At 59.7% G+C, this 19,897-nt stretch carries 15 protein-coding genes; 4 read left to right on the plus strand and 11 right to left on the minus strand.

All coding sequences use genetic code 11. From position 1 onward, the window contains the following. The first annotated feature begins 674 nt into the window (after positions 1 to 674). On the plus strand, positions 675 to 1,004 hold the full coding sequence (locus K6T12_RS19325; RefSeq protein ID WP_222224554.1) for a hypothetical protein: 330 nt from the start codon (positions 675 to 677) through the stop codon (positions 1,002 to 1,004). 115 nt (positions 1,005 to 1,119) lie between these two features. On the opposite strand, the gene K6T12_RS19330 is transcribed toward K6T12_RS19325, so the two are convergent. The 9 genes from K6T12_RS19330 to glyA form a co-directional block, all read right to left on the minus strand. Next, complete coding sequence (locus K6T12_RS19330; protein ID WP_222224557.1) at positions 1,120 to 2,346, minus strand: DUF3592 domain-containing protein; 1,227 nt, start codon at positions 2,344 to 2,346, stop codon at positions 1,120 to 1,122. 162 nt (positions 2,347 to 2,508) lie between these two features. Further along, positions 2,509 to 3,024, minus strand: a complete 516-nt coding sequence (locus tag K6T12_RS19335) for an adenylate kinase (protein ID WP_222224558.1) — start codon at positions 3,022 to 3,024, stop codon at positions 2,509 to 2,511. 545 nt (positions 3,025 to 3,569) lie between these two features. Continuing rightward, entirely contained in the window at positions 3,570 to 4,454 is an 885-nt protein-coding gene (gene purU, locus K6T12_RS19340) for a formyltetrahydrofolate deformylase (RefSeq protein ID WP_222224560.1), read from the minus strand. 435 nt (positions 4,455 to 4,889) lie between these two features. Then, on the minus strand, positions 4,890 to 5,555 hold the full coding sequence (locus K6T12_RS19345) for a sarcosine oxidase subunit gamma (RefSeq protein ID WP_222224561.1): 666 nt from the start codon (positions 5,553 to 5,555) through the stop codon (positions 4,890 to 4,892). Continuing rightward, entirely contained in the window at positions 5,548 to 8,574 is a 3,027-nt protein-coding gene (locus tag K6T12_RS19350) for a sarcosine oxidase subunit alpha (protein WP_222224562.1), read from the minus strand. The genes K6T12_RS19345 and K6T12_RS19350 overlap by 8 nt, the downstream gene beginning before the upstream one ends. Before the next feature lie 14 nt (positions 8,575 to 8,588). Continuing rightward, positions 8,589 to 8,873 carry a sarcosine oxidase subunit delta gene (locus tag K6T12_RS19355; protein ID WP_222224564.1) on the minus strand — a complete coding sequence of 95 codons (285 nt, stop codon included), beginning with the start codon at positions 8,871 to 8,873 and terminating at the stop codon, positions 8,589 to 8,591. A gap of 15 nt (positions 8,874 to 8,888) precedes the next feature. After that, entirely contained in the window at positions 8,889 to 10,142 is a 1,254-nt protein-coding gene (locus K6T12_RS19360) for a sarcosine oxidase subunit beta family protein (protein ID WP_222224566.1), read from the minus strand. A 61-nt stretch (positions 10,143 to 10,203) separates the two neighbouring features. Beyond that, on the minus strand, positions 10,204 to 11,586 hold the full coding sequence (locus K6T12_RS19365) for an L-serine ammonia-lyase (protein ID WP_222224567.1): 1,383 nt from the start codon (positions 11,584 to 11,586) through the stop codon (positions 10,204 to 10,206). Between the two features lie 84 nt (positions 11,587 to 11,670). Continuing rightward, on the minus strand, positions 11,671 to 12,930 hold the full coding sequence (gene glyA, locus K6T12_RS19370) for a serine hydroxymethyltransferase (protein ID WP_222224569.1): 1,260 nt from the start codon (positions 12,928 to 12,930) through the stop codon (positions 11,671 to 11,673). 658 nt (positions 12,931 to 13,588) lie between these two features. On the opposite strand from glyA, the gene K6T12_RS19375 reads away from it, so the two are divergent. Genes K6T12_RS19375 through K6T12_RS19385 form a run of 3 tightly spaced genes read left to right on the plus strand, consistent with a single transcriptional unit; the run spans position 13,589 to position 17,465 of the window. Then, positions 13,589 to 14,317, plus strand: coding sequence for a response regulator (locus K6T12_RS19375; protein WP_222224572.1), 729 nt, complete (start codon positions 13,589 to 13,591; stop codon positions 14,315 to 14,317). Continuing rightward, positions 14,314 to 15,084: a substrate-binding periplasmic protein gene (locus K6T12_RS19380; RefSeq protein ID WP_222224573.1), complete on the plus strand. Its 771-nt coding sequence runs from the start codon at positions 14,314 to 14,316 to the stop codon at positions 15,082 to 15,084. The genes K6T12_RS19375 and K6T12_RS19380 overlap by 4 nt, the downstream gene beginning before the upstream one ends. A 17-nt stretch (positions 15,085 to 15,101) precedes the next feature. Continuing rightward, entirely contained in the window at positions 15,102 to 17,465 is a 2,364-nt protein-coding gene (locus K6T12_RS19385; protein ID WP_222224575.1) for an ATP-binding protein, read from the plus strand. 53 nt (positions 17,466 to 17,518) lie between these two features. On the opposite strand, the gene K6T12_RS19390 is transcribed toward K6T12_RS19385, so the two are convergent. Both K6T12_RS19390 and K6T12_RS19395 read right to left on the minus strand, forming a co-directional pair. Next, on the minus strand, positions 17,519 to 18,184 hold the full coding sequence (locus K6T12_RS19390) for a hypothetical protein (RefSeq protein WP_222224576.1): 666 nt from the start codon (positions 18,182 to 18,184) through the stop codon (positions 17,519 to 17,521). After that, positions 18,150 to 19,496 (minus strand): selenium-binding family protein, encoded by a 1,347-nt coding sequence (locus K6T12_RS19395; protein ID WP_255611917.1) that lies wholly within the window; start codon positions 19,494 to 19,496, stop codon positions 18,150 to 18,152. Before K6T12_RS19395 ends, K6T12_RS19390 begins: the two co-directional genes overlap by 35 nt. Between the last annotated feature and the right edge of the window lie 401 nt (positions 19,497 to 19,897).

Consider the following 19,897-nt stretch of genomic DNA (forward strand, 5'->3'; position numbering starts at 1 on the left):
GAAAATCCTCGGCCAGTTGACCGAAGATGAACACCTGGGCTAAAAACGTCTGGGCGTGATGCGTTGAGAAATCAGGTGTTCACGTTCGTCCGGAATCGGTGTTCAACTTCGCCGGAATACGCATTACTTAAAGTTTGGGCTTAAGCGGGAAACATCTACATCAGGTGAACAAGCACCACGTGGGCACCAAAAAGTGTCACTCTACAAGGCGAAGGAACCAGTGAACAAGTCCCTTGGGCCTCTGGCCCTTCTAGAGCCCGCAGAGAACATAAGGGACTAATTCACAGGTTCCCCAACTTGCCCAGCCAGCCCACCCCCCCTACAACGAGCCATACCTTTACGAGGGGATTTATACGCGACTAACAGATGTCCTGTCGGCAGCATATCGGTCTTCCGCGGGTGTCGCCCGCAGCGGGGAAGCCCCCTAATCCCGCTTGTCTCCACGGGGCGCCATATTCTTCGCACGGTCCGATCCATCGTCTGGTCAAAAGAACTCGCTCGCACCTCGCTGTAAGTTTATCAGGCCCCTATTCACATCCTTTTCATAACGCGTCCTGCATCGGAAGAGGCTCACTTAGAGGCTATCTATACTTTAATGTACCTATAAGTCATTGGTCCGGCTGACCAGGTTGGTGCCTGCAGGGCACCCTAACGAGTGAAACCGGGAGAAACCTATGAGCACTAGCCTATACGACGCATTGCAGATTCTGGCCCAATGGCAGTGCACCCCAAATCAGGCGCTTGCTATCCTGAAGCTCGATCCTGACCAACCATTTCCCGAGGTGCTCAGTGAAGAACAATGCGAGCGGCTGACCTTCGTGCTCAACATCCATTCAGACCTCAGTGCAGTCTTCGACGACCCCGACGATGTATACGGCTACATGTCACAGCCCCATGACGACCCCTATTACGAAGGAAAGTCTCCGCTGGAGTTGATCTGTACGGGAGATTTAACGCTGTTCGAACGCGTCTGCTGGCATATAGATGCGATGCGAGCCCGCTGATCAAGGTTACGGAGCGGGATCTCTTGCTTGTTAAAACAGCACTGACCAATTTACGTATATAACGCTTGGGCATCTATCCAATTCAGTGCTGCTTGACGCCCCCTCTCACATACGTTTAATCACAATGCTTAGGGCCGTAAACCACCGCACTGTTGTCCAGCACCGAGCGAAGCCGAGCAATCTGCTCACAAGGTATCTCTTTGCGCCCTCTGAGCCCAACCGCGCTCATTGCTGTATTGCCATAGAGCGGAGACACATCAGAAATATCGTTGCTGTAAGCCATAAAGTTTTTCAGCGCCGGCTTATTTGCAAACGCCGAAATATCTTGGATACGGTTGTAATTCAATGTGACGTCTTCCAGCTTGGACAGCGCTGAGAATACGGAAACATCGCTGATCTCATTCATCATAAGACCAACTACCCTGAGGTCGGATAGCTTATCCAAGCCGGACAAATCACTGATTGATGCTTTGTTTGCTTGAAATTCCTCAAGCATCAGCAGGTTTTCAATGCCCTTGGTCGACGTCAACATCTTGTTTCCGGCCACTGACAATTTTCTTAGCTGAGTCAATGGCTGAACGCCTGCAAGAGAACTGAGCGCATTACCCTGCAGATAAAGCTCCTGCAACCTATAGAGATCTGCAATCGATGACAGGTCGGAAATTTGTTCATCCATGCACAGCAAGCTTTTAATCTGGTGTCTATGCTCTACCTTTTCTTTAAACATGGATGTGAAAACGCACCGGTCCAGTGCCTTTTTCGAAGGCGACGCAACCTCGTTGGCTTCCTGTGTGCCTTCGTTGGCTGCCGATCGGGGTCGATCCGTCTCCAACATGCCGATTTCATCCAACACCAGTCCTGTAAACGACAGTGCGAAAGCAACACCGAAAATACGAACACCCGTGATACTGTAACTGCTTAGCGGAACACTGATCGCGAACGCCAGTATAAAAAGAGGCATCGCCCAGAATTGGAGGAAACTGTGAATTCGGTTTTCACTTGGATCACTGTGATGAACAAACACCGACACATCTTTGCCAACCATCTGTGAGCACAAAGCACGTGTTGGCATCATCAACCAGCCGACGGCCTCGTCCCCGTTAGCGGTAACAGCCTTGGGATAATATTGAACTTGATCCCGATAGCGGGTAGGCCTCGCCAACCCAGAGGGTGTATCGCTTACTTTTACCCACTCACTCCCGCAATCAGTAATCGTCGCAGGCACCAGGCTCGAATTAACAATCACGGTTGCACGGTCGTAAACAACAACAGCGCAAACAACCAGGGCAACGACAGCCAGCACTCGAATCACGAATCCCTTTGCTTCTGATTTATTAATCATTCTTGTTCCTTATATTCTACAGAATATGTGATCCGTTTAGTCGCCAGCCAGCGGGACGCTACGAAAATATAGATCAGGCCCAAGCTACCAATCGAGTCCACCTCCCTGCCAGATGCAGACCTAACGATAGAAGATATCTACTCTTCGTGGGCAACTTGGCGTCTATTTTACATTTTCATAAACAAAGCTATTTAATTCAGAAACCGATCGTATTACGTATAACGATTTGTTAGCCGATATTTTCTCTAACCTTTGCATTAAGTTGTCATTCCAAAACTTTGGACATAGCCTCAACACCTTATAGCTCTCAAGAGTTCCCTTAAGTACAGAACTCCCATCAGGCCAACCTTCGGGCTTTACAACCAAGCCTTTCAACAATCGCTTTGTCACTAGCCAGTAACTGGTGAGGTAAGGCAAATCTATATAGATCAATGTATCAGCCAATTCCAGGCGTTTATTAAATGATGCCATTGGCCCGAACCCATCAATTATCCAGCTTTCAGAGGACAGTATATCTTCATGCGCCTTATCGAACGTCTTCCGATCCACCAATTCACCATTTTTCTTATACACAATGGAATCCAACTGGTGAAGTTTTATGCCTGTAGCCGACGCCAGCACTTTGCTCAACGTGGATTTCCCGCTGCCCGGCTTACCGAACACTGCAACCTTCTTCATACTACCTCCATTTAATGAGATTTATCCCATGAGGTAGAAACGAAAAACCCACCTCTTGGGGTGGGCTCGACAGATCCAAAGCGCATCAAATATCCCACCATTCCTATGGAATGATGATAATTCGTACAGCCTGCTGCGTAAGATTTGTATTCATTCGAATATCGTTATACATGGGAATTTTATTGTCAACCAGAAAATGCGCAAAAAGTGTTCGCAAAAGCATATAACAGCTATGACCCCGTTTTGTGCAAGCGACTCTGTTGAAAACAAGCATACGTGATTGTGCGTGAGGCATTGCTCAGTATCCAACGGCCTTCAGGCTGTCTGAGCAGCAGGCATTGAGCATACTGTTGCGATAATTCGTGCGTGAGGAACAGGCGGAGTCTCAGGGGGAAGGATTGCCGGGTACCCGGAAACTGCGTCTGTCGATTCAATGGAGACTAACTTAGAGGAACAGGTCGCAGCTGAAGCCGTTCCTACGAGTTTCGTGGTTGTAGGGAGCTTCAGCAACGACCTTTTTATTACATCAAAGAGTTAGCAAGCAATCAGCCGCCCTTGAACACCACGGTCTTGTTACCGTCGAGGAATACCCGCCGTTCGCAGTGCAGTTTGAGCGCTCGAGCCAGGGTCAGGCGTTCGGTATCGCGGCCCTTCTCCACCAGCTGTTCCGGGGTGTAGGTGTGGTCGACCGGCTCGACCCCCTGGGTGATGATCGGCCCTTCGTCGAGATCTGGGCTGACGTAGTGGGCGGTGGCGCCGACCAGCTTGACGCCCTTGTCATAGGCCTGATGGTACGGCTTGGCCCCCTTGAAGCCGGGCAGCAGCGAGTGGTGGATGTTGATCGCCCGGCCGCGCAGTTTCTGGCACAGATCGTCAGACAGTACCTGCATGTAGCGGGCCAGCACCACCAGGTCGGCACGGGTGTTCTCCACCACCGTCATCACCTTGGCCTCCTGCTGCGGTTTGGTCTCGGCGGTGATCGGGAAATGGTAGTACGGGATGCCGTGCCACTCGGCCAGTTCCTTCAGGTCCGGATGGTTGGAGATGATCGCCGGAATCTCGATATTCAGATGGCCGGTCCGGTAGCGGTACAGCAGGTCCTGCAGGCAGTGGTCGTACTTGGAGACCATGATCACCACCCGTTCCGGGGTGCTGGCGTCGCGGATCTGCCAGTCCATCTCGAACTCAGCCGCCTTGGCATCGAACTGCTGTTTCAGTTCTTCCAGGCTCGGCGCCTGGTCCGCGTCGTTCTTGAACTCGGCGCGGATAAAGAAGTTGCCGCCGATGCTGTCATCGAAGGTGTGCATCTCGGTGATATAGCAGCGGCGTTCGAAAAGAAATCGGGTTACCACATCGACAGTGCCCAGCACACTTTTACAGGTGGCGGTCAGGATGTAGGTGGGGCTGTTCGCAATAGCTGTGTCTTTCATTAGTGCTCCTTCCGACGTTCCGGCGTCCCGGTCAGCCGCGTTTCGGTATCACGGCGCTTGCGCAGGACTGCTTCGGTAAGCTCGGCAGTGCTTTGTTGTTATGCTCGGTGTCTTTCGGTTGCCGGTAACCGGCCGGCCAGATAGCGTCGCGCTGATTCAGAGCCGTAAAAATATGGCTGGGGACCCTGCAACGAAGCTCGCTGCAGCTGGCTGTTGACGGGAGCTGAATAGGCAACTCCCAGGTCCCCGGCCATAAGGGATTTCATCCAGGGTTTCTACCGAACCCGGCGTCAGACCCACGGGCGAAATCCACTCCCTTTGGGGTCGGGTACCGCGGCACAGCCACCCCCTGTCCACGAGGCTGGCTATACCGCTGCGGCACCCGATCGGCATCCCTGCCGGAGGGCAACAAAGGAGGGCTTTCGCCCCGCTCTATCAGCTACGTACCACCAGGCCGTACTCTGCGCTGGCATCCTGCAGCCAGAGCCAGGCGTAGTCGGCAAAGCTACGACGGATCACCAGTTCCCAGCTCTGCTCGCCGGTGCGGCGGATCACGGCCTGGGTCTTGGCGAACACCGAGGTGACCACCTTGCCGACCGGGAAGTTGCGGTCATGCACGTCGTACGGCGTTGTCTTCATCAGCACGTCGCGCGCCTTCGGGCCGCTCAGGCTGAGCACTGTCTGGCCGCCGGAGACGTTGACGATGGCGTAATGGCCGGACATCGCCGCGCGCAGCTCGCGCTCCAGGTCGAAGGCCCGTGCACCCGGCACGATCACCAGCCACTCGTCCGGTGCGAGCCAGCGTACCGACAGTTCGCCTTTCTCGGCGCTCTGCAACGAACCCGGCAACGCCACGCCCAATACTTTCTCGGCACCCGCCATAAAGGCCTGGTTGTCGGTGCTGCCGCGCAACACCAGGTGACCCAGCAATTTCAGCTCTTCCAGGTAAACGCCGCCCTGCTGAGGGCCCTTGCGGGCGATGGTCGGCAGATCCGCATGGTGCAGCGGACTCTCGGCACGCGGGCCGCTCTGCGGCACCTGGTTCATCACGGCCACGGTCGGCTGCTCGGCAGCCGGCTTATCAACAATCAGTTCAGACATTTTGACGCTCCCCCTTCGGATCCAGGAAGATCGGGCTGCAGATCTCGGCTTCGATCACGCTGCCGTCGGCCTGCGGGTAGTAAACGGTTTCGCCCATCCGGTCATGGCCGCCACGAACAAAGCCCATGGCGATGCTGTGACCCAGGCAGGCGCTGTAGTAGCTGGAAGTAACGTGACCCAGCATGGTCATCGGCAGCGGCTGCTGCGGATCGTTGACCGCCTGCGAACCTTCCGGAATCACCTTCTGCGGGTCCTTGGTTTTCAGACCCACCAGCTGCTTGCGGTTCGGCTTGACGCAGTCCTCCCGCGCCATGCCACGCTTGCCGATAAAGCTGAACGGCTTCTGGTTGGATACGCACCAGCCCATCCCCAGGTCGTACGGATGCACCGAACCATCGGTGTCCTGACCGGCGATGATGAAGCCCTTCTCGGCACGCAGAATATGCATGGTCTCGGTGCCGTACGGCGTGATGTTGTACTTCTCGCCCTGTTCGAACAGCTTCTCCCAGACATGCAGGCCATAGTTGGCCTGGACGTTGATCTCGAACGACAGTTCGCCGGTGAACGAGATCCGGAACACCCGTGCCGGTACGCCGGCCACGGTGCCTTCGCGCCAGTCCATGAACTTGAAGGTGTCGCGGTCCAGATCGATATCGTCGGTCAGTTCCGACAACAGCTTGCGGCTGTTCGGACCGGAGATGGTCATCGTCGCCCACTGGTCGGTCACGGTGTTGAAGTAAACCTCCAGCTCCGGCCACTCGGTCTGGTGGTACAGTTCCAGCCACTCCAGTACCCGTGCCGCACCGCCGGTGGTGGTGGTCATGATGAAGTGGTTCTCCGCCAGGCAGGAGGTCACACCGTCATCGAACACCATACCGTCCTCGCCGCACATCAGGCCGTAGCGGCACTTGCCGACCGCCAGCTTGGCCCAGGCGTTGGAGTAAACCCGGCCGAGGAACTCGCGCGCATCCTTACCCTGGATATCGATCTTACCGAGGGTGGAAGCGTCCAGGATGCCGACGCTTTCACGGGTCGCCCGGCATTCACGGTTCAGCGCTTCCTGCATGGACTCGCCCGCTTTCGGGAAGTACCAGGGGCGCTTCCACAGGCCGACGTCCTCGAACTTGGCGCCCTGTTCCAGATGCCACTTGTGCATCGGGGTGTAACGCTTCGGATCAAACAGCTCGCCACAGTGACGACCGGCGATGGCGCCGAAGGTGATCGGCGTGTAGTTCGGCCGGAAGATGGTGGTGCCGGTCTCCGGGATCGTCTGGTTCAACGACTTGGCGGCGATCGCCATGCCGTTGATGTTGCCCAGCTTACCCTGGTCGGTACCGAAGCCCATCGCGGTGTAGCGCTTGACGTGCTCGATCGACTCGAAGCCTTCGCGGGTCGCCAGCTCGATACCGGCGGCGGTAACGTCGTTCTGGTAATCGACGAACTGCTTCGGCGCGCGGCTGGTCGGCTTGGTGTGCGGTACATGGAACAGCGGCATCGCTTTGCCTTCGCGGTGCGCGTTCGCCTGCGGCGCTTTCACGTCGGCAGCGCTGTCACCGAAACCGGCGTTGGCGGCCGCGTCGATACCGGCCTTGGTGCCCTCTTCCAGGCAGGCCTGCAGGCTGTAGCTGCCGTTCAACGCGCCGGCAGTCAGCTGTTTCTGGACCGTCTTACCCGGTACGAAGCCGATGATGTCGTCGCGCCATTCCGGCCGGCTGCCGGTGTGGCAGGACAGGTGGACCGCCGGGCTCCAGCCACCAGAGCTGGCCACGGTGTCGCAGCTGAGCCGCTCGACCGAACCGGTTACCCGGCTGCCATCGGCGCTGATCGGCGCTACCGAGACGCCGGAAACCCGCTTGCTGCCCTGTACTTCGATCACCGCGGAACCGGTGATCACTTTCAGGCCCTGCTGCTTGGCGCGCTGCACCAGTTCGCCATCGGGATTGGCGCGGGTGTCGACGATCGCCACCACCTTGCGGCCAGCATTAGCCCAGTCCAGCGCACAGTGGTAGGCGTGGTCGTTGGTGGTCATCAGCACCAGCTCGTTGCCCGGCACTACCGCGTAACGATTGATGTAGGTGGACACCGCCGAGGCCAGCATGCAACCCGGCACGTCGTTGTTGCCGAACACCAGCGGCCGCTCATGGGCACCGGTGGCCAGTACCACCCACTTGGCGCGTACCCGGTGCATCCGCTGGCGCGAGATGTTGGCCGGTGCCTTGTCGGCAATGTGGTCGGTACGACGCTCATGGATGGTCAGGAAGTTGTGGTCGTGATAGCCGTTGACGGTGGAACGCGGCAGCAGCAATACGTTGTCGTAACCACGCAGCTCCTCGACCACCTTGGTAACCCACTCGGTTGCCGGGCGACCATCGATCTGCTCTTTGCTGTGCAGCAACGCACCGCCGAACTCCTGCTGTTCGTCCGCCAGGATCACCCGTGCACCGCTGCGCGCCGCTTGCAGAGCAGCGGCCAGACCGGCCGGGCCGCCACCGACGATCATTACGTCGGCATGCTGGTTCAGGTGGTCGTAGGTGTCCGGATCGTTCTCCAGCGGCGAACGGCCGAGACCAGCCGCCTTACGGATGAACTTCTCGTAGGTCTCCCACAGCGACTGCGGGTACATGAAGGTCTTGTAGTAGAACCCCGGCGGCATCATCCGGCCACCAACCTTGCCGACGTAGCTCATCAGGTCCAGCTCGGCGTTCGGCCAACCGTTGGTGGCGTGGGCCACCAGACCGTCGAACAGCTCCTGCTGGGTGGCGCGCACGTTCGGTACCTGGGTCGCTTCAGTGGCGCCCAGCTGCAGTACCGCATTGGGCTCTTCGGCGCCGGCGGCGACGATGCCGCGCGGACGGCTGTACTTGAAGCTACGGCCAACAATATCGACGCCGTTGGCCAGCAGAGCGGCGGCCAGGGTATCGCCCTCGAAGCCCTGGTAGCTGCGGCCGTTGTAGCTGAACTTCATCGGCTTGCCGCGCTCGATGCGGCCGCCGGTCTTGAGACGGTTTTTCTGTGTCATTGTGCTCGCCCCACTCACTCTGCCGTTACAGTCGGCTGCTGGCCGATCTTGTAGATTTCTTTGATCTCGTAGGTCTGGGTGTCGCGGGTAATGTTGAAAAACTTGCGACAACCAACCGCATGGACCCACAGCTCGTGATGGATGCCGCGCGGGTTGCTACGGAAATACAGGAACTGCGCCCACTCTTCATCGGTGCAGTTATCCGGGTCCAGCGGACGGGCGATATGGGCTTCACCGGAGGCGTGAAACTCCTCCTCTTCGCGATGCTCCTCGCAGTGCGGACAGTAGATATAAAACATCGGTGCACTCCTTGATTAGTGGGCGACGCCGGCAGCGCCGTGCTCGTCGATCAACGAGCCGTCGTGGAAACGGAACATGGAGAACGGCTTGGCCAGTTCATGGGCCTCGCCACGTGCCAGGGTGGCGGCGAACACATGGCCGGAACCCGGCGTAGCCTTGAAGCCACCGGTACCCCAACCGCAGTTGAAGAACAGGTTCTCCACCGGGGTATCGGAGATGATCGGGCAGGCGTCCGGACAGGTGTCGACGATGCCGCCCCACTGCCGGTTCATCCGCACCCGGCTGAACATCGGGAACAGTTCGACGATCGCCTGCACGGTGTGCTCGATGGTCGGGTAGGAACCACGCTGGCCGTAGCCGTTGTAGCCGTCGATACCGGCACCGATGACCAGGTCGCCCTTGTCGGACTGGGAGACATAGCCGTGCACGTGGTTGGACATCACCACGGTGTCGAGGATCGGCTTGATCGGCTCGGATACCAGCGCCTGCAGCGGGTGGGATTCCAGCGGCAGCTTGAAGCCGGCCATCTTGGCCATCACACCGGAGTTACCGGCGGTGACGCAGCCGATCCGGTCCGCTTTGATCACGCCGTGCTGCTTGGTTTCAACGCCGATCGCGGCGCCATCCTCGGTCAGGATGTCGATCACTTCGCACTGCTGGATCAGGTCGACGCCCAATGCATCGGCGGCACGGGCGAAGCCCCAGGCCACCGCATCGTGGCGAGCGACACCGGCACGCGGCTGCCAGGAGGCACCCATCACCGGGTAGCGGGTATTTTCGGAGCAGTCCATGATCGGCACGATCTCCTGCACCTGCTTGGCATCCAGCACTTCGCCGTCGATGCCGTTCAGCCGGTTGGCGTTGACCCGGCGCTCGATATCGCGCATGTCCTGCAGCGTATGGCCCAGGTTCAATACCCCGCGCTGGGAGAACATCACGTTGTAGTTCAGGTCCTGCGACAGGCCTTCCCACAGCTTCATCGCGTGCTCGTACAGGTGGGCCGCTTCGTCCCACAGGTAGTTGGAGCGCACGATGGTGGTGTTACGGGCGGTGTTGCCGCCACCCAGGTAGCCCTTCTCCAGCACCGCCACGTTGGTGATGCCGTGCTCTTTGGCCAGGTAGTAGGCTGTCGCCAGACCGTGACCGCCGCCACCGACGATGATCACGTCGTATTTCTTCTTCGGCTGCGGATTACGCCAGACCCGCTGCCAGTTCTCGTGATGACTCAAGGCGTGTTTCAACAGCCCGAAACCCGAGTATTTCTGCATTGTTATGCCCTCACTAATCACGCCCCCTATCGGGCGCGAGCTGCTTTCGGTTGTACCGGCATCAACATTCGATAACGTTGACCGCCAGCCCTCCCCGAGAGGTTTCTTTGTATTTATCCAGCATGTCCCGGCCGGTATCGCGCATGGTGCGGATCACCTTATCGAGTGACACGAAGTGCTGGCCGTCACCGCGCAGGGCCATGGTGGCGGCGTTGATCGCCTTCATTGCCGCCATCGCATTGCGCTCGATGCAAGGCACCTGCACCAGCCCGCCGATCGGATCGCAGGTCAGTCCCAGGTTGTGCTCCATACCGATCTCCGCCGCATTCTCCACCTGCTCGGGGCTACCGCCGGTCGCTTCCGCCAGGCCGGCCGCCGCCATCGCGCAGGCCGAACCGACCTCGCCCTGACAGCCCACTTCGGCGCCGGAGATCGAGGCGTTCTCCTTGAACAGAATGCCGATCGCCGCAGCGGTCAACAGGAAGCGGATCACCCCCTCCTCGTTGGAGTTGGGGCAGAAGTTGGTGTAGTAGTGCAGCACCGCCGGAATGATGCCGGCAGCTCCGTTGGTCGGCGCAGTCACCATCCGGCCGCCGGCGGCGTTCTCTTCATTGACCGCCAGCGCGTAGAGGTTGACCCAGTCCATCGCGCCGAGGCTCGGCGTGATCATGTCCATCCGGGTGCGGTTGCTCAGCTCGCGGTGCAACGCCGCCGCACGACGCCTAACTTTCAGGCCGCCCGGCAAAATCCCCTCGTTGCGCATGCCGTTCTGCACGCACTGCTGCATCACCCGCCAGATCTCCAGAATTCCGTCGCGGATCTCCTGCTCGCTGCGCCAGGCCTGTTCGTTGGCCAACATCACGTCGGCGATCGACAGGCCGGTCTCCTGGCAGATCGCCAGCAGTTCGGCACCGGTACGGAACGGGTAGCGCAACGGGGTACTGTCTTCGACGATCCGGTCGGCGCCCGCCGCCTGCTCGTCGACCACGAAGCCACCGCCCACCGAGTAGTAGACACTGTGGCGCAGTTCGTTGCCGTCGGCATCGAAGGCGGCGAAGCTCATGCCATTGGCATGGAACGGCAGCGATTCGGTGCGGTGGTAGATCAGGTCGTCGACTTCGTTGAAGGCGATCGGCTGTTCACCAAGCAACTGCAATTGACCGGCTTCGTTGATCTCGTCAACACGCGGACCGACGATGGTCGGATCGATCAGCTCCGGCAGGTGCCCTTCCAGGCCCAGCAGCACCGCCGGGCCGGTACCATGACCTTTACCGGTGGCGCCCAGGGAGCCGTAAAGCTGTGACTGTACCCGGCTAACGCGGGTCAGTAGCCCCTCGGCCTGCAGTGCGGATGCGAACATCTGCGCTGCTTTCATCGGACCGACGGTGTGGGAACTGGATGGACCAATCCCGATTTTCAGCATGTCGAACAGGCTGATTGCCATCTCGATACACCTCGCTCAGCGTGCGGCGTCCAGCGACGCCGCACGCACTGCTTATTCTTATTGGGGAGGCTGTCTGACAGTCGCTTATCGATAGACCGGGTACTCGGCGCAGAGGGCGCGAACCTTCTGCTTCACGTCGGCGATGGTCGACTCGGCGTCGCCGTCCTGCATGGCGTCGAGGATATCGGCGATCCAGCCGGCCAGGTCGACACACTGCACCTCTTTGAAGCCACGGGTGGTGATCACCGGCGAGCCGATACGCAGCCCGGAGGTAACGAACGGCGATTGCGGATCATTCGGCACCGCATTTTTGTTGACGGTGATGCTGGCACGGCCCAGTGCCGCGTCGGCGTCCTTACCGGTCAGCCCCTGCTTGATCAGGCTGAGCAGGAACAGGTGGTTGTCGGTACCGCCGGAGACCACGTCATAGCCGCGCTCGATGAACACCCGCGCCATGGCATCGGCATTCTTGACCACCTGCGCCTGGTACTCCTTGAATTCCGGCTCCAGCGCTTCCTTGAACGCTACCGCCTTGGCGGCGATCACGTGCATCAGCGGGCCGCCCTGGCCACCCGGGAATACTGCGGAGTTCAGTTTCTTCTCCAGCTCCGGATTGGACTTGGCCAGGATCAGGCCGCCACGCGGACCACGCAGGGTCTTGTGAGTGGTGGTGGTGACCACGTCGGCATGCGGCAGCGGGTTCGGATACAGGCCCGCGGCGACCAGACCAGCCACGTGCGCCATATCGACGAACAGGTAGGCACCAACCTGATCGGCGATCTCGCGGAAGCGGGCCCAATCGACGGTGCGTGAGTAAGCGGAGAAGCCGGCGACGATCATCTTCGGCTGATGCTCTTTGGCCAGTGCTTCGACCTGGTCGTAGTCGATCTCGCCGGCGTCGGTCAGACCGTACTGCACGGCGTTGTAGATACGACCGGAGAAATTGACGTGGGCACCGTGGGTCAGGTGGCCGCCATGCGCCAGGCTCATCCCCAGCACGGTGTCACCCGGCTGTACCAGCGCCATGTAGACGGCGGCGTTGGCCTGGGAACCGGAGTGCGGCTGGACGTTGGCGTAATCTGCGCCGAACAGCTCCTTGGCGCGGTCGATCGCCAGCTGCTCCACCACGTCGACGTGCTCACAACCGCCGTAGTAGCGTTTTTCCGGATAGCCTTCGGCGTACTTGTTGGTCAGCACAGAACCCTGAGCTTCCATGACCCGCGGGCTGGTGTAGTTCTCGGATGCGATCAGCTCGATATGCTCTTCCTGACGGACCGCTTCATCCTGCATCGCCAACCACAGGGCTTCGTCGAAACTCTGGATCTGATCATTCTTGCTAAACATTATTGTTATTCTCCTGTTGGGTCACACTGGCAGTTCCGGTGTCGTGGCTTGAAACTCTGCTGAACGCATTGAGCACACCGAGCCTTTCTCATTGGAATCTGGGTAGCACGAGGCGCGTTTCAGCAGTCTCCGGCTATCCGGTTCGACCATAGTAATCAGCGAAATCGGCGCTTAGTTGCCTGCCAGCGTCCTGATGCTATGGATTTGCGACACCGGCTATGAAAATACGACAGTGTTTCCACAATCCGGCGTGAAAGAGTTCAGGGAATGCAGGTCGTTAAGGAAGGTTTGCGGGAAAACAGGCAGGAAACCGACGCATCAGGACAGCTTTATAAGGAATAGCTATATAGGCCCAGCACAACACCAGCGCCAACGACCGGGCAACGGCCCGCCGCAAGCGGTGCAGGATACCGGCAGCTTCGCCACCCGCCATATAGAAGGCTGTGGCTCAGCGCTCGCCAGCGCTACATTCACCTCAGCCAGACATGACCCGTCACGCCATACCTGCAGCAGGGGTAGGTATAAAGTTGTCTAAAATTGTAAATGAACTGTAAATAGCGCTTGCTCTGCAATTGCGACAAACGCTAATTTTTGAGTAGACAATAAGAATGACCTGAATCGAGCCATGGCGTTCGATGGGATGCAAGGTACCTCCACAATGCAGGCAGACACCAAAATACTGGTCGTCGATGACGAACAGCTTACCCGCCAATGCCTGAGCAGCTACTTCGAGGAGGAAGGCTATACGGTTTTCTGCGCCGAAACCGCCGAACAAGCCGAGAGTATTCTGAACGGCGAAGCGATCGACGTGATTCTGCTGGACATCCGCCTGCCCGGCAAAGACGGCCTGACGCTGACCCGCGAGCTGCGAGTGCACAGCGAAGTCGGCATTATCCTGGTGACCGGCCGGCAGGATGAGGTCGACCGGTTGATCGGCCTTGAGTGCGGTGCCGACGAGTATGTCACCAAGCCGTTCAACCCCCGTGAGATTCTGGCCCGTACCAAGAACCTGGTACGGCGGGTGCGCCACTGTACCGAGGCGAAACCGACCGACGCCCTGCCGCAGAGTTTCATCAGCTTTGACCGCTGGAAACTGAATCTCGACCGTCGCCAGTTGCTGGACCAATATCAGCAGCAGACCCAGCTGACCGAGGGCGAGTTCAAACTGCTCAACAGCCTGATGAACCACGCCGGCCAGGTGATGAGCCGCGAGCAGATACTGGACCAGATCCGTAATCGCGAATGGGTGCCGAGCGATCGCACCGTCGATGTGTTGATCGGCCGGTTGCGGCGAAAACTGGGCGACGATCCGGCCAACCCGAAACTGATCCTGACGGTACACGGCGCCGGTTACCTGTTTACCCCCAAACCCATCGAGCTGGCATGACCCGCCGCTACGCGCTGCTTGCCGGCCTGCTTCTGCTGCTGGGGCTGTATTCCATTTCAAGCTCCGCCCGTACCCTGAAGGCCTGCGGCCATCCGTTCTATCCGCCGGTCTCCTGGCACAGCGCCGGCCAGCTGATCGGCCTGGCGCCGGCGATCACCCGGCAACTGTTCGCCGAACTTGGCTACCGCGTGCAGTTGATTGGCGGCAACAACTGGAAACGCTGTCTGCTGGAGGTGCAACAGGGCAAAGCCGATATCGTGGTGGCCGCGTACCGTATCGCCAGCCGCGAGTCCTATTTGAGCTTCAGCGAGCAACATATTATCGCCGACAGCGTGACCCTGTTCGTCAACCGCAAACAGCCGATCCGCTTCAACCAACTGGAGGATCTGCGCGGCAAGACCGTCGGCCTGTTGCTGGGCGACAGTTTTGGCGACAGCTTCGACCGCTTCATCCAGCAGAACAGCCATATCGAATATGTCTCCCGCGGCCGGCAAAACTTCGCCAAACTGGCGCTGGGGCGGATCGATTACATGCCGCTTGGCAAGCTCAGCGGCCGCCTGCAGAGCCGCAAGCTCGGCTTTCACGACCAGGTGAAGCCATTGGAGCGGGAGATCACCACCGAGTACTACTACCTGGCGGTGGGTCGCCATAGCGGCCTGCAGCAGCATCTACCCTTCATCAATCACCGCCTGCGCGAGATGCATCGCAGCGGCGAGATCGGTCGATTGACCGCCAGGTTCAGCCTGGACTACCTAAACTCCCCCTGATATCCGGATACTCGCCTATGGGCACGCTCATCTCGACACGCCTACGCCAACTGGCCGGCTATTCACAGCGGCACCCGCTGGGTTTTCGCATGATGGTCTACGTCAGCGCCTGCAGCTTCCTGTTCATCCTGCTCTCCACCGCCCTGCAACTGACGCTGGATTACCGCCGCGAACTGCGGGCCGTCGATCAGCAGGTAGCGCTGATCCGCAACAGCTATCTCGCCAGCCTGGCGAAAAGCCTGTGGGACCTCGACCAGGCACAGATCGAGCTGCAACTGAAAGGGATACTGACCCTACCCGACCTGGTCTACCTGGAGTTGAGCGATACCAGCAGCGACAACGATGCGCCAACCCCTTCGGGTGAGCGCCCCACCCCGGGCCACCAGGTTCAGCAACACGGCTTCGAGCTGATCCATACCAACGCCAGCCAGCAGCAACGAACGCTGGGCCGGCTCGACGTCACCTTCGACCTGCAGGCGATCCACAGCCGGCTCTGGCAGACCGGTTTGAGCATCCTGCTCAACCAGACCCTGTTGGTTATGCTGATCGTGCTGGTGATCCTGGTGATCTTCCAGCGACAGATCACCCGCCACCTGGAAAGCATGGCGGAGTACAGCCGACGTATCGGCGCCGGCGAACTCGACCAACCTCTCACGCTGAACCGGCGCAAACCCACCCGTGATGACGAGCTGGACCAGCTGGCCGCGGCATTGAACGAGATGCGCCAGGCGATACAACAGGATATCCAGCGACGCGACCAGGAACAGCAGGCGCTACGCTACAACCGCGACCAGTTGCAGCAGATGGTCGAAAGGCGCACCGAGAGCCTGCAGCGCGCCAAGGAAGCCGCCGAGGAAGCCAACAACGCTAAGTCCCAGTTCCTGTCCACCATGAGCCACGAGATCCGTACGCCGATGAACGGCATGCTCGGGATGATCCAGTTGCTGGAAAACAGCACGCTGACCGGCAGCCAGCGCGAGCAGGTTCGGGTACTCCATGACGCCACCGAGTCGCTGCTGGAAACCTTCGATCATGTATTGCAGTACGGCCAACTGGTCGAGGGCGGACATAGCGCCAGCGAGAGTCGTTTCTCGGTCAACGACCTGTTAAGCGACCTGGTCACGTTGATGAAGCCCGGCGCCGACAAAAAAGGGCTGCGGCTGAAGCTGGCAAGCGATATCGACAACCAGCAGAGCTATTTTGGCGCTGCCGGCAGCCTGCGCCAGATACTGACCAACCTGCTGGCCAATGCGATCAAGTTTACCGACCGGGGTGCCGTGCAGCTGCGCTGCCGGCAGCTAGTCGCCCCTTCGCTGCCCGCTGAGCAAGCGATGCTGCGCTTTGAAATTCAGGACTCAGGTATAGGGATCGCCCCGGAGCTGCAAGCCCATATCTTCGACCGGTTTACCCAGGCTGACGAGAGCATCACCCGCCGTTTCGGTGGCACCGGCCTCGGCCTGGCAATCTGCAAGGAGCTGGCCGTCGAACTGGGCGGCAGCATCGGGCTGCACAGCGAACCGGGCAAAGGCAGCCTGTTCTGGCTGGAGATACCATTGCGCGTCGCCCAGCAAGCTCACGCGCCTTACGGCGAACAGGCGGATACGCAACCGCAAGTTCAGATACCGCCGCTGGAGATCCTGCTGGTGGAGGATGTCGAGATAAACCAGCAGGTGGTACTCGGCCTGCTGCAGCAGCATCGACACCGGGTCACCCTGGCGTCGGACGGCTACCAGGCGCTGCAGCTCTGCGGCCGGCACCGCTTCGACCTGATCCTGATGGATATGCACCTGCCGGGCCTGGGCGGTCTGGAGGTCAGCCAGCGGATCATACAGGACCGCCAGAATCCTAACCGGCAGACGCCGATCGTGGCACTGACCGCCAGCGTAGGGCCCGACGACATCCGCAGCTATCTCGATGCCGGCCTGCACAACGTGGTCGCCAAGCCGGTCCGTAAGGCACAACTGCTGCAGGCGCTGGCCGGCATTCCACAGGCGCCGGCAGCGGAGCAGGCAATCATGACCGATAAAGCTACAGACACTCCGTTGCTGGATAACGCGGTGATCGAGGTTCACCGCCAGGTATTGGGCGAACAGAAACTGACCGAGCTGATGCGCAGTTTCTGTACCGTCCATGCCGAGCTCTGGCCCGCCCTGCAGCGCAGCCTTGCCGCCGGCGACCGCTATGACTGTGGCCAGCTGGCCCATAAACTGGCCGGCGCCTGCGACACCATGGGATTCACCAGGGCCAGCCTGGTGCTCAGGGCACTGGAGGCCGCGATGGAAGCTGAAGAGAATAGCCAGGCCGTCCCGCCGACGGACGAGCTGGCCCAGGTGATGACCGAGACGCTCAGCACGGCCCGGGCGTGGCTCGACAAGCTATAACCCGGCGCTCGTTGTGGGCGACCCAGCGTTAGCAGGCAGTTAAAAACGGCCTGCTAAATCGCCATCAGCAACGCGATTACACCAACGGCCAGCAACGCGATGGCCCAGACCAGGTCAAAGTTGATCCACTGCCGCCGCAGTACCGCCAGCCCCAATTTCCGGTAGACCAGCCAGGCCACCACCCCCATCATCACCAGCATGGCAAGGGTATGGACGCCGATGGCCAGCAGCATGCCGGCGCCCGCCGGCATCTGATGGCCGGCATGGCCGGCGTGCTCGATGGCGGCGACACCCAACAACGCAGGGACAACCATCAAGCCGGCACCGTGCGCGGTGGCCATTAGAAACGACCAGACGAACAGCTCCCTGGCGCCCACTTTCATGCCGACCCAGCGTGGATGACGGTAGTAATTGAACAGCTTATAGCTGCCGAATGACAGCAGCATAGCGGCCGCCAGCCATTGCAGGGTGGCCTGCGAAACCACCTGCATGCCGGCCAGCACGATCAGCGCCACCAGCAGCACCGAGGCTGCATGGCCGACGGTAATCGGCAGCAACGCCAGCCAGATGGCGGCTTCACGGCGCTGCTGCAAGCCCAGCGACAGGGCGAACAGCCAACCCATGGCGGGATTCAGGCCATGAAAGGCACCCAGACCGGTCATCACCAGCCAGGGCCCCAGCCATTCAGCCTGGATAACAGAAAGAGTCTGTTGAAGCATCGCCCCCTTCCAGCCGCACCTGATGGGGACGGGAGTCCCCGAAATCGATGAAGAAATCCGGGTCCAGGGCGATGCCGCCACCGGCGGTCACGTCGGCCTTGACCATCCAGCCCTTCAGCTTGTCGGGGTAGAACTGATCGTCCCAGGTGCTGTACAGCGAGTTGGTGAAGTAAACCCGGCGTCCGTCGCGGCTGATCTCGACCATCTGCGGACCGCCCAACAGGGCGCCATTGCTCTTGGCATGGCCCTTCCTGGCGACGATACCGCCGATCTCAACCTTGCCGGTCAGCGCCGGCTTGAACGGATCGGACACGTCGTACTGGTGCAGCTCGCCAGTCCCCCAGCAGGCAACATAGAGATACTTGTCGTCCAGCGACAGGTCGATATCGGTAATCAGCGGCGGCACCGCCTTAAACCCTTTCAGCAGCGGCGGCAGGTCCGCTTCGTCGGCCGGTACCGGTGGGATGGTGACGATCTTCTTCATCTTCCACTGGCCGTTCTCCTTGTACCAGGTCCAGATCGAGGCGGTCAGATCCTCGGTGCTGACCACCACCCCGGCAAAGCCGTAGGTGCGGCTGGGGTCATGCGCCGGCCGCAGTTCCAGCAACATCTGGTTCTGGGCGCCAACATCGAGGGTCTGGCTCAGCCTTCGCTTGCGCAGATCCCAGAAGTGCAGCCGGTGGCCGTACTTGTTGGCCAGCAGATCTTCCGCCACGATGCCGTTTTCGAACTGGTGCGGCTTGGCCCACTCGCTGCTGACCATCACGTCGTCGGCCAGGTGCCACCAGAAGTCATAGGCCAGCTCCTGATCGCCGCGCTGCAGCTCCCAGGGGCCGATCACGTCGAAGCTGAAGTGGTCGAGCAGGAACACCCCACCGGGGCCGTCGCGGCCATCGGCCGGGCCCAGCGCGCTGACGTAGATCGCATCAGGGCCGCAATGCACGGTATGAGGTCGGCTGTAGCCGGATTTTTCCATCACCTCCTGCGGCTCGATCACCTTGGCGATGCGCGGCCGGAGCGGATCGGGCTTAGTATCGATGATGTAGATCCGGGAACTGCGCATCCCCGGCACGATCAGGTAACGCCGCTCCAGGTGCGGATGCGGGGCAAAGGGACAGAGCGCCGAACTGCAGGCATTCCAGCCGAAGTGATGAAGCTCGTCGCCAACGTAAGGCAGCTCGAGCGCGTTGACGATCTGGCCGCAGGTCGGAGAGTTCGGGTCCAGATCGACCACCGACAGCGCATCCGGCTGACCATCGCGCGCGTAATTCAGCGTTGCCACATAACCATAGCGTTCAGGCGGGGCTTTCATCGCCATTCTGGGCGATGGGTAGAACGAGGGATCGGGTTTCCACAGGGTCATTTCGTTACCCTCTTGTAAGCGTGAATAGCCAACTGCATGGGTAGGACGGGGCATGCTTTGCTTCAGTTCACCGGCCGTTGGCAGCACAGCCCCTGCCGGTTGATCGCTCGGCGCAGTAACGCGTGCGGTTTGCAGCTGAGCGCAGCGGAACCTGGAACACACCCGCCAGAATTATAGATGACAGTGCAGCCCGGCCAGTGCCCAATACCGTCGACGCCAGTTAGCGGCAATCGAGTAGGAGGAGGCCTCACGGCCTCCGTCCTCTCACACCACCGTACGTACGGTTCCGTATACGGCGGTTCACGTCATACATTTGAGCCGATGGTATTGTCCCATCAGCGATACCAGTC

This window comes from Marinobacterium arenosum (genome assembly GCF_019795155.1).
In the GTDB taxonomy this organism is placed as follows: Bacteria; Pseudomonadota; Gammaproteobacteria; order Pseudomonadales; family Balneatricaceae; genus Marinobacterium_C; species Marinobacterium_C arenosum.

What these genes read in the sequence shown, in the direction of transcription:
- K6T12_RS19325 (WP_222224554.1), top strand. Translation starts at nt 675, where the DNA reads ATGAGCACTAGCCTATACGACGCATTGCAGATTCTGGCCCAATGGCAG.
- K6T12_RS19330 (WP_222224557.1), bottom strand. Translation starts at nt 2,346, where the DNA reads ATGATTAATAAATCAGAAGCAAAGGGATTCGTGATTCGAGTGCTGGCT.
- K6T12_RS19335 (WP_222224558.1), bottom strand. Translation starts at nt 3,024, where the DNA reads ATGAAGAAGGTTGCAGTGTTCGGTAAGCCGGGCAGCGGGAAATCCACG.
- purU (WP_222224560.1), bottom strand. Translation starts at nt 4,454, where the DNA reads ATGAAAGACACAGCTATTGCGAACAGCCCCACCTACATCCTGACCGCC.
- K6T12_RS19345 (WP_222224561.1), bottom strand. Translation starts at nt 5,555, where the DNA reads ATGTCTGAACTGATTGTTGATAAGCCGGCTGCCGAGCAGCCGACCGTG.
- K6T12_RS19350 (WP_222224562.1), bottom strand. Translation starts at nt 8,574, where the DNA reads ATGACACAGAAAAACCGTCTCAAGACCGGCGGCCGCATCGAGCGCGGC.
- K6T12_RS19355 (WP_222224564.1), bottom strand. Translation starts at nt 8,873, where the DNA reads ATGTTTTATATCTACTGTCCGCACTGCGAGGAGCATCGCGAAGAGGAG.
- K6T12_RS19360 (WP_222224566.1), bottom strand. Translation starts at nt 10,142, where the DNA reads ATGCAGAAATACTCGGGTTTCGGGCTGTTGAAACACGCCTTGAGTCAT.
- K6T12_RS19365 (WP_222224567.1), bottom strand. Translation starts at nt 11,586, where the DNA reads ATGGCAATCAGCCTGTTCGACATGCTGAAAATCGGGATTGGTCCATCC.
- glyA (WP_222224569.1), bottom strand. Translation starts at nt 12,930, where the DNA reads ATGTTTAGCAAGAATGATCAGATCCAGAGTTTCGACGAAGCCCTGTGG.
- K6T12_RS19375 (WP_222224572.1), top strand. Translation starts at nt 13,589, where the DNA reads ATGCAGGCAGACACCAAAATACTGGTCGTCGATGACGAACAGCTTACC.
- K6T12_RS19380 (WP_222224573.1), top strand. Translation starts at nt 14,314, where the DNA reads ATGACCCGCCGCTACGCGCTGCTTGCCGGCCTGCTTCTGCTGCTGGGG.
- K6T12_RS19385 (WP_222224575.1), top strand. Translation starts at nt 15,102, where the DNA reads ATGGGCACGCTCATCTCGACACGCCTACGCCAACTGGCCGGCTATTCA.
- K6T12_RS19390 (WP_222224576.1), bottom strand. Translation starts at nt 18,184, where the DNA reads ATGCTTCAACAGACTCTTTCTGTTATCCAGGCTGAATGGCTGGGGCCC.
- K6T12_RS19395 (WP_255611917.1), bottom strand. Translation starts at nt 19,496, where the DNA reads ATGAAAGCCCCGCCTGAACGCTATGGTTATGTGGCAACGCTGAATTAC.